We start from the raw sequence: 6,975 nt of genomic DNA on the forward strand, positions 1-6,975 counted from the left end.
GTGCGGTTCCGGGGAACCGCGCTGTGACACTGTATCAGGCCAGCCCCCTAGACTCCGAATCGGTAGCCTGACCTGCGGAAATGCGGTGCCCTACGCGCCCGCCGCGCGGCGGATGTCGCCGCTGGTGCGGGTGCGCAGGGCGCGGGCGGTGGCCGGGTCGAAGGGGTCGAGGTGGGCGAACATGGGGTCTTCGTCGTCGGGCTCGATAAGGGTGGAGCGGCGACGGATCGCGCGGGCGGTGTCGCGGTCCATGGTGCCGCGCCCGGCGCGGCCCCGGCGCGCGCGTGGATCGGCTTCGTCTTGGTGGCCGCGGTTGAGGCGGGCAGCCCGGTTACGGCGGATCTCCTCCTCCATCCGCACCTGCTTGCGAAGGTAGGCCAGATAGGTCGCCAACACCGTGAGGGCGAGTCCGCAACCCCACCACAGCATGGGCGTGAACACGAACGCGAGGGCGCCGAAGAGGATGGCGGTGAGCAGCAGGCCGAGCACGGCGCGCTGCCGGAAGGTGTAGCGGGCCGCGCGGGCGATGGCGTCGGCCTCGGGATCGTAGCCGCCACGACCACGGCGGCTGGGGACGAAATCCGGCTCGTCCGCGCCCGCGTCGTCGTAGTCGTCGTACTCGTCGTAGTCCACGACGGCGGGCGCGGTGGAGCGCGCAGGCGGGATTCTGGCCGCGACCGGCTCGGGGTGGTGTGCGCCCACGCGGTCATCATCGGTCCCCGCGTCGATCTTCGCAGCGACTTCGGCGGCTTCGTCGTCGTCCGGCTCGTCGTAACGCGTCTCGCGGTCCTCCGCTTCGTCCTCCTCCGGTGTGGCGGAGGCGAAGTCGTCGATCTCGATGTCGTCCGTTTCGGCGGCAGCGATGTCGGATGCCACGGCCTCGCCGGCCGCGGGTGTGTTCTCCTCGTCGGTCTCGGTGACGGGCTCGTCGGCCGGTGTCGTCATCCGGTCCTCCGCATCATCGCTGTGGGGATACTCTCTCGGTACGCGGCGTCCATCGTGTCGCCCACGGGGCCGCCAGTTCGGATCGGTTTCGTGCCCGGCGGCCGGGCCTTTCTTGAGACGTCGTTTGCCGCCGCCGCGGTGCAGGACCCTGGTTGCCAGCGCGGCGTCGGTGGTCCGGCGGATTCTGGGGTGACGGTCGGCGAGGATCGGGAACAGGACGAAGACCCAGAGCACGACCAGACCGATCCACAGGATCGAATTCGGCATCGCGTCAACACCTCCGTCCCGCCTGGATTTCCTCCGGCTCGGCCCGCCAGCGGCGCGTCACACGCCCCGCGCTCGGCCGGCCCCCGTCCGACGCGACGGCGCGGACGCCGATCCCCTCGCAGGCTCACTGCCGATGGCACAAGACGCACCATCGACGTCCGTAGGCTAATTCCGGGTAGCACCAAGTTCCGGCAGGCGCGCCGTGCACATCCGCCACACCTGTCACATTCCCACCAATGTCACCGCGATCCGGTGGCCGGTTCTACAGCAGGGTGACGCGCCCCTCTCGCACCAGCCGGTCCAGGACCGTTCCGGCGAGTTCCTCGACGGTCATGCCGACCAGCAGGTGATCCCGCCAGGCGCCGTCCACGTCGAGGTAGCGCCGCAGCAGCCCCTCTTCCCGGAAACCGACATTGCGCAACACCGCCTGACTGGCCAGATTCTCGGGTCGGACGGTCGCCTCCACCCGATGCAGGCCGACCGGCCCGAAGCAGTGGTCGAGACCGAGCGCCAGCGCCGCCGTCGCGACGCCTTGCCCACTGAGATCCTTGGCCACCCAATAGCCGATCCAGGCCGAGCGCAGTGCGCCGCGCACGATATTGCCAACGGTCAGCTGCCCGCCGAACGCGCCGTCGACTTCGATCACCAACGGGATCATCGCGCCGCGCCTGGCCTCCGCCTTCAGGCTCGACCACAGCGACGGCCAGTTGGAGGCGTGGTTGCGCGCCTCCCACGCTCCGCGGCCGGTGGGCTCCCACGGCTCGAGATGCGCTCTGTCCCGCAACCGGATCCGGCTCCAGGCCGCCGCGTCGCGCAGCCGCACCGGACGCAAGGTCACCTGCCCCGCCGCCACCCGAACCGGGCCGAGTCGCGCGGGCCAACCCGGATGCTGCGTGGCCCGGAAAACGTTCATAGCTTCCACGTCTCAGCCGCGCTGTGCGAGAAAGGCGACCTGGACTTCGTCACCGGTGCGGATGTCGGTGTCGTCCGGGTCTATCACGATCAGGCTGTTCGCTTCGGCGAGCGTGGCGAGCAGGTGCGAGGACGAGTTCCCGTTGCCGAGCGGCTGCACGAGGTATTCGCCGGTGGCTTCGTCCCGCATGAGCTGCGCGCGCAGGTACCCCTTGCGCCCCTCCATGGAACTGATCGGCGTGATGGTTCGCGCGCTGATGATCCGGCGCATGGGATGCCTGCGCCCCAACGCGATTCGGATCAAAGGCCGCACCATCACCTCGAACACCACCAGCGCGCCCACCGGGTTGGAGGGCAGCAGGAACGTCGGCACCTCGTCGCGGCCGAGCCGCCCGAAGCCCTGCACCGAGCCGGGATGCATGGCCACGCGGGTGATTTCGAGCTCGCCGAGGCCTTCCAGCGCCTCTCGGACCTGTTCGGAAGCCCAGCCGCCGACCGCGCCCGCGATGACGACCACCTCGGAGCGCACCAGCTGCCCCTCGACCACGTCGCGCAGCCTGCGCGGATCGGAACTCACGATGCCCACACGGTTGACGTCCGCGCCCGCATCCCGCGCGGCCGCGGCCAGCGCGTAGGAGTTCACGTCGTAGACCTGGCCGGGGCCCGGGGTTCGGTCGATATCGATCAGCTCGCCGCCCACGGAGAGCACCGATAGTCGCGGACGCGGGTGCACCAGCACTTTGTCTTGACCGACCGCGGCGAGCAGCCCGACCTGCGCGGCACCGATGATGGTTCCCGCACGCACCGCCACATCGCCCGGCTGGACGTCGTCACCGATCCGCCGCACGTAGTCGCCGGAGCGCACCGGCTCGTACACCTTGATCCTGGCCCGCCCGCCATCGGTGAAATCCAGCGGGAGCACGGCATCGGCGAGCGTCGGCATCGGCGCGCCGGTGTCCACCCGGACGGTCTGGCGAGGCTGCAAGCGGATCGGCTGACGTGAACCGGCGACCACCTCGCCGACCACCGGAAGGGTCAGGTCGACGAGTTCGCCTTCTTCGTCCCGAATGTCGGCCCCCGCGGAGGCCACGTCCACACTGCGCACGGCATAACCGTCGATGGCCGCCTGGTCGAAGCCCGGCAACGGCCGTTCGGTGACGACGTCCTCGGCACACAGCAGGCCCTGGGCCTCGGAGATCGCGACCCGGACCGGCCGGGGCGCGACCGCCGCGGCGGTCACCTTGATCTGCTGATCCTCAACCGAGCGCATCCAGCCCTTCCTGATCCTCTCCGCACTCCATCCGATCTCGCCCGCACGCGCGATCCCGCCGCGGCGCAAGCGCATTCGCGCGCACCGCGGTGACCATCATTCGTACCCGACGGTCCACTCTCGGCGAAACCCCCGGCCGGGTCCGTCAGTCGTCGGTCGTCAGCTGCGGATCCCAGTCCGGACCGAGGCGGTGCTGCAGCCACTCCCGCAGAGCGGGGCCGTATTCCTCTCGTTCCAGTGCGAAATCGACCGCAGCACGAAGATAACCGCCCGGGTTGCCCAAATCGTGGCGCGACCCACGGTGCACCACCACATGAACCGGATGCCCCTCGGCGATCAACAGTGCGATGGCGTCGGTGAGTTGCAGTTCGCCGCCAGCGCCGGGCTCGATGCGGCGCAGCGCGTCGAAGATCGCGCGATCGAGCAGGTACCGGCCCGCGGCGGCGAACGTCGACGGCGCGTCGGCGAGCGCGGGCTTCTCCACCATGCCCTTGACGCGCAGCACATTCGGGTTCACCGCGTCGGGCACGGGCGCGACGTCGAAGACACCGTAGGCGCTGACCTCGTCCTTGGGGACGTCGATGGCGCACAGCACCGTTCCACCGCGCTTGCGGCGCACCCGGCACATCACATCCAGCACGCCGCGGGGCAGCACGAGGTCGTCGGGCAGCAGGACGGCGATGACGTCCTCGTCGTCGTCGAGGGCCCGCTCGGCCTGGGCCACGGCGTGCCCGAGCCCGAGCGGCTCCTCCTGCACCACCGAGGTGACATCGAGCAGTCCCGGCGCTTTGCGCACCTTCTCCAGCAGCTTGAACTTGCCGCGCTCCTCCAGCGTGCTCTCCAGCACCAGGTCCTCGACGAAGTGCGCGACGACGCCGTCCTTGCCCGGAGACGTGACGATCACCAGCCGCTCCGCGCCGGAACCCGCCGCCTCGGCGGCGACCAACTCGATGCCGGGTGTGTCCACCACAGGAAGAAGTTCCTTGGGCACCGTCTTGGTCGCGGGCAGGAACCGCGTTCCGAGCCCGGCAGCGGGCACCACGGCCGTGCGGAAGCACGACACCACTGCGGCGTCACCGGGCTGTCCGGCCTTTGCTGTCATACGCATACCCTATCCATCCATCACGCCGCCGGATCGGCGTCGCGCCGACCGGTCCCGGGGTGAGCCTATGGTGATCACTGTGAAGATGCCCGGCGAGCGCGACAAACATGCATGGCGCACCGAACTCCTCGCCCGCCGAGCTGTGATACCTGCCACGGAACGCGAAAAGGAAGCGTTCGCCCTGGCCGCAGCGGTCGAAGCGGTCAGCGCTCGCGGGTGGGTCTGCGCGTATGTACCGGTGGCGGGCGAACCGGGATCGACCGCGATGCTGGACGCGCTGCTGGCCGGTGGTGCGCGGGTACTGCTGCCGGTCACCGGGCCACCGGGACCGCTGAGCTGGGCCGAATACACCGGAGCGAGCGCCATGCGCCGCGCCCGCTACGGATTGCTGGAACCCACCGGCGCCGTGCTGCCGCCGGAGACCGTCACCCGCGCCGAACTGATCCTCGTCCCCGCTCTCGCCGTGGACCTGCGCGGCGTGCGGCTCGGCCGCGGCGCCGGTTACTACGACCGCACGCTACCCGCCGCACGGCCGGACGCGCGCCTGGTCGCGGTGGTCCGGGACGACGAACTGGTCGACCGATTGCCGGAGGAACCGCACGACCTGCGCATGGGCTGGGCGCTCACGCCGCGCGGTGGCTTGCGCCGGCTGGGCGACGATTACCCTGGGGAATGAAACACCGATTGGCGGTGTTGGCACTGTCGGCTGTAGAGTGCCAGATCGACGAACACCGCGGAGGATCCTGTGCCTACTTACTCGTATGCGTGCACCCAGTGTGACAACCGCTTCGACATCGTTCAGTCGTTCACGGACGAAGCGCTGACCGTGTGCTCGGAGTGCTCCGGGAAGCTGCGCAAGCTGTTCAACTCGGTCGGCATCGTCTTCAAGGGCAGCGGCTTCTACCGCACCGACAGCCGCGGTGGCTCCTCCACTGCCAGCGAGCCCGCCAAGTCCGACAGCAGCTCGAGTTCCTCTTCCACTTCTTCCGACTCCGGCTCGGCGAGCGGGTCGACCGCGTCCACCAGCACGGCCGTAGCCAGCTGATTCGGCGGTTTTCCACAGCCGGTCACCTATCCACAGCCGACCTTGATCCTGGCCGGGCGAGCGCACGTCCGGCCATAGGATCCGGCCATGACTCGCGCACTCGCCGATCTCGGCCGCGGCTGGAATGTCTCCGGGTGGCAGCGCCCGCCCTGGGCCGACGCCGTCCTCGCCCGACGATTGCTGGCCGCCGTTCTCGCCGCGCTCGCGGCGTTCCTCTTCCTTCGTGGTGATCCCGACGCCGAACGCACCACGGTGCTCGTCGCGGGCCGGGACCTCGCGCCAGGACGACTTCTCGAGGCAGATGATCTGCGCGCCGTCCCGCGCGAGGCGGGCACGCTACCGGCGGGCGCGGTCACCGATCTCGGCGCGCTCGTCGGCGCGACGCTGACCGGCGCCATGCGCCGAGGCGAGGTATTCACCGACCTGCGCGTGGTCGGCCCGCGCTTGGCCGCGGCGGCGGCCGGTTCCCGCGAGGCGCGGATCGTGCCCGTCCGCCTCGCCGATACGGCGGTCGCCGACATCTTGCGCGCGGGCGATCGCGTCGACGTGATCGGCGCCGAAGACGCGGGTGGGCCAGGCGCCCGTCCCGCCCGCACGCTCGCCACCGATGCCGCCGTAGTGCTCGTCTCGGGCGCCGGTGCGGGGAGGGGAGCCGCCGAACGCGTGGTCTTGGTCGCGATGGACGCCGAGCACGCCACCGCCGTCGCGGGCGCGTCCCTGCGCACCGCACTCACCGTCGTCTTTCACTGACCCGCCGATCATGCTTCGCCGAATATTCGCCGATGGCTCATTAGCATCGGGCCTACCGGCGCGCGGGTACCGCCGAGCAGGACTGCCCAGCTCCACGGAAAAGAGGAGACACCGGCCATGCTCAAAGAGTTCAGAGATTTTCTGTTCCGCGGGAATGTGATCGACCTGGCGGTCGCCGTGGTCATCGGTACGGCGTTCGTCGCGATCATCACCGCGATCAGCAACGGAATCATCAATCCGCTGCTCGCCGTCATCGGCGGCCCCGGCGATATCGGCCTCGGTTTCCGGTTGGTGGCCGACAAGCCGGCGACCTTTGTCCAGGTCGGTCCCATCATCACGGCCGTGATCAATTTCCTGATCATCGCCGCGGTGCTGTTCTTCGTGCTGGTGCTGCCCGCTGCGCGATTGAAGAAGCGCTTCCGGCCCGACGACACCACACTCACCGATTCCGAGGTGCTGATCCAGATTCGCGACCTGCTCGCCGAAGGCCAGACCAGCTCGGGCGGGCGGCACGAATTCTGAGTTCGACTGTGCCGCATGCGAAACGGGCCCGTCGGCGACGGGCCCGTTCGTATGAGTATCCCGCGCTCAGCCGAGGCTGAAAGGCTGCCCCCACAACGTCACCCACGTGATGACATTGTCGGTCTCGACCTCGACGCTGACAAAGGCCCGCGCCTGGGCGTA

Annotated in this window: 9 protein-coding genes; 4 read left to right on the forward strand and 5 right to left on the reverse strand. The window is 69.6% G+C overall.

Annotated features, from left to right (window positions below; all coding sequences use genetic code 11):
• Nucleotides 1–90: 90 nt before the first annotated feature.
• The 4 genes from glpR to ACIA5H_RS14260 form a co-directional block, all read right to left on the reverse strand.
• A complete protein-coding gene (gene glpR, locus ACIA5H_RS14245) occupies nucleotides 91–1,212 on the reverse strand; it encodes a gephyrin-like molybdotransferase receptor GlpR (protein ID WP_397076333.1) in 1,122 nt (373 codons plus the stop codon).
• 262 nt (nucleotides 1,213–1,474) lie between these two features.
• Nucleotides 1,475–2,125 (reverse strand): GNAT family protein, encoded by a 651-nt coding sequence (locus ACIA5H_RS14250; protein WP_355074593.1) that lies wholly within the window; start codon nucleotides 2,123–2,125, stop codon nucleotides 1,475–1,477.
• 12 nt (nucleotides 2,126–2,137) lie between these two features.
• Nucleotides 2,138–3,394, reverse strand: coding sequence for a gephyrin-like molybdotransferase Glp (glp, locus tag ACIA5H_RS14255; protein ID WP_356963844.1), 1,257 nt, complete (start codon nucleotides 3,392–3,394; stop codon nucleotides 2,138–2,140).
• Between the two features lie 145 nt (nucleotides 3,395–3,539).
• Nucleotides 3,540–4,496 (reverse strand): UTP--glucose-1-phosphate uridylyltransferase, encoded by a 957-nt coding sequence (locus tag ACIA5H_RS14260; protein WP_356963843.1) that lies wholly within the window; start codon nucleotides 4,494–4,496, stop codon nucleotides 3,540–3,542.
• A gap of 67 nt (nucleotides 4,497–4,563) precedes the next feature.
• Here ACIA5H_RS14260 and ACIA5H_RS14265 point away from each other — a divergent pair, with 67 nt between their 5' ends.
• From ACIA5H_RS14265 to mscL, 4 genes are all read left to right on the forward strand, one after another.
• Nucleotides 4,564–5,172 carry a 5-formyltetrahydrofolate cyclo-ligase gene (locus ACIA5H_RS14265; RefSeq protein ID WP_364428823.1) on the forward strand — a complete coding sequence of 203 codons (609 nt, stop codon included), beginning with the start codon at nucleotides 4,564–4,566 and terminating at the stop codon, nucleotides 5,170–5,172.
• A gap of 69 nt (nucleotides 5,173–5,241) precedes the next feature.
• Nucleotides 5,242–5,541: an FmdB family zinc ribbon protein gene (locus ACIA5H_RS14270; RefSeq protein ID WP_397076337.1), complete on the forward strand. Its 300-nt coding sequence runs from the start codon at nucleotides 5,242–5,244 to the stop codon at nucleotides 5,539–5,541.
• 87 nt (nucleotides 5,542–5,628) lie between these two features.
• On the forward strand, nucleotides 5,629–6,291 hold the full coding sequence (locus ACIA5H_RS14275; protein WP_397076339.1) for an SAF domain-containing protein: 663 nt from the start codon (nucleotides 5,629–5,631) through the stop codon (nucleotides 6,289–6,291).
• A 117-nt stretch (nucleotides 6,292–6,408) separates the two neighbouring features.
• Nucleotides 6,409–6,813, forward strand: coding sequence for a large conductance mechanosensitive channel protein MscL (mscL, locus tag ACIA5H_RS14280; protein WP_355074604.1), 405 nt, complete (start codon nucleotides 6,409–6,411; stop codon nucleotides 6,811–6,813).
• A gap of 66 nt (nucleotides 6,814–6,879) precedes the next feature.
• Here the strand turns inward: mscL and ACIA5H_RS14285 are convergent.
• The coding region (locus tag ACIA5H_RS14285) for an MspA family porin (protein WP_397076491.1) at nucleotides 6,880–6,975 on the reverse strand (96 nt) is incomplete at its 5' end.

The sequence above is a fragment of the Nocardia sp. NPDC051900 genome (assembly GCF_044452545.1).
GTDB classification, from domain to species: domain Bacteria; phylum Actinomycetota; class Actinomycetes; order Mycobacteriales; family Mycobacteriaceae; genus Nocardia; species Nocardia sichangensis.

What these genes read in the sequence shown, in the direction of transcription:
- ACIA5H_RS14265 (WP_364428823.1), top strand. Translation starts at nt 4,564, where the DNA reads ATGGTGATCACTGTGAAGATGCCCGGCGAGCGCGACAAACATGCATGG.
- mscL (WP_355074604.1), top strand. Translation starts at nt 6,409, where the DNA reads ATGCTCAAAGAGTTCAGAGATTTTCTGTTCCGCGGGAATGTGATCGAC.
- glpR (WP_397076333.1), bottom strand. Translation starts at nt 1,212, where the DNA reads ATGCCGAATTCGATCCTGTGGATCGGTCTGGTCGTGCTCTGGGTCTTC.
- glp (WP_356963844.1), bottom strand. Translation starts at nt 3,394, where the DNA reads ATGCGCTCGGTTGAGGATCAGCAGATCAAGGTGACCGCCGCGGCGGTC.
- ACIA5H_RS14250 (WP_355074593.1), bottom strand. Translation starts at nt 2,125, where the DNA reads ATGAACGTTTTCCGGGCCACGCAGCATCCGGGTTGGCCCGCGCGACTC.
- ACIA5H_RS14275 (WP_397076339.1), top strand. Translation starts at nt 5,629, where the DNA reads ATGACTCGCGCACTCGCCGATCTCGGCCGCGGCTGGAATGTCTCCGGG.
- ACIA5H_RS14260 (WP_356963843.1), bottom strand. Translation starts at nt 4,496, where the DNA reads ATGACAGCAAAGGCCGGACAGCCCGGTGACGCCGCAGTGGTGTCGTGC.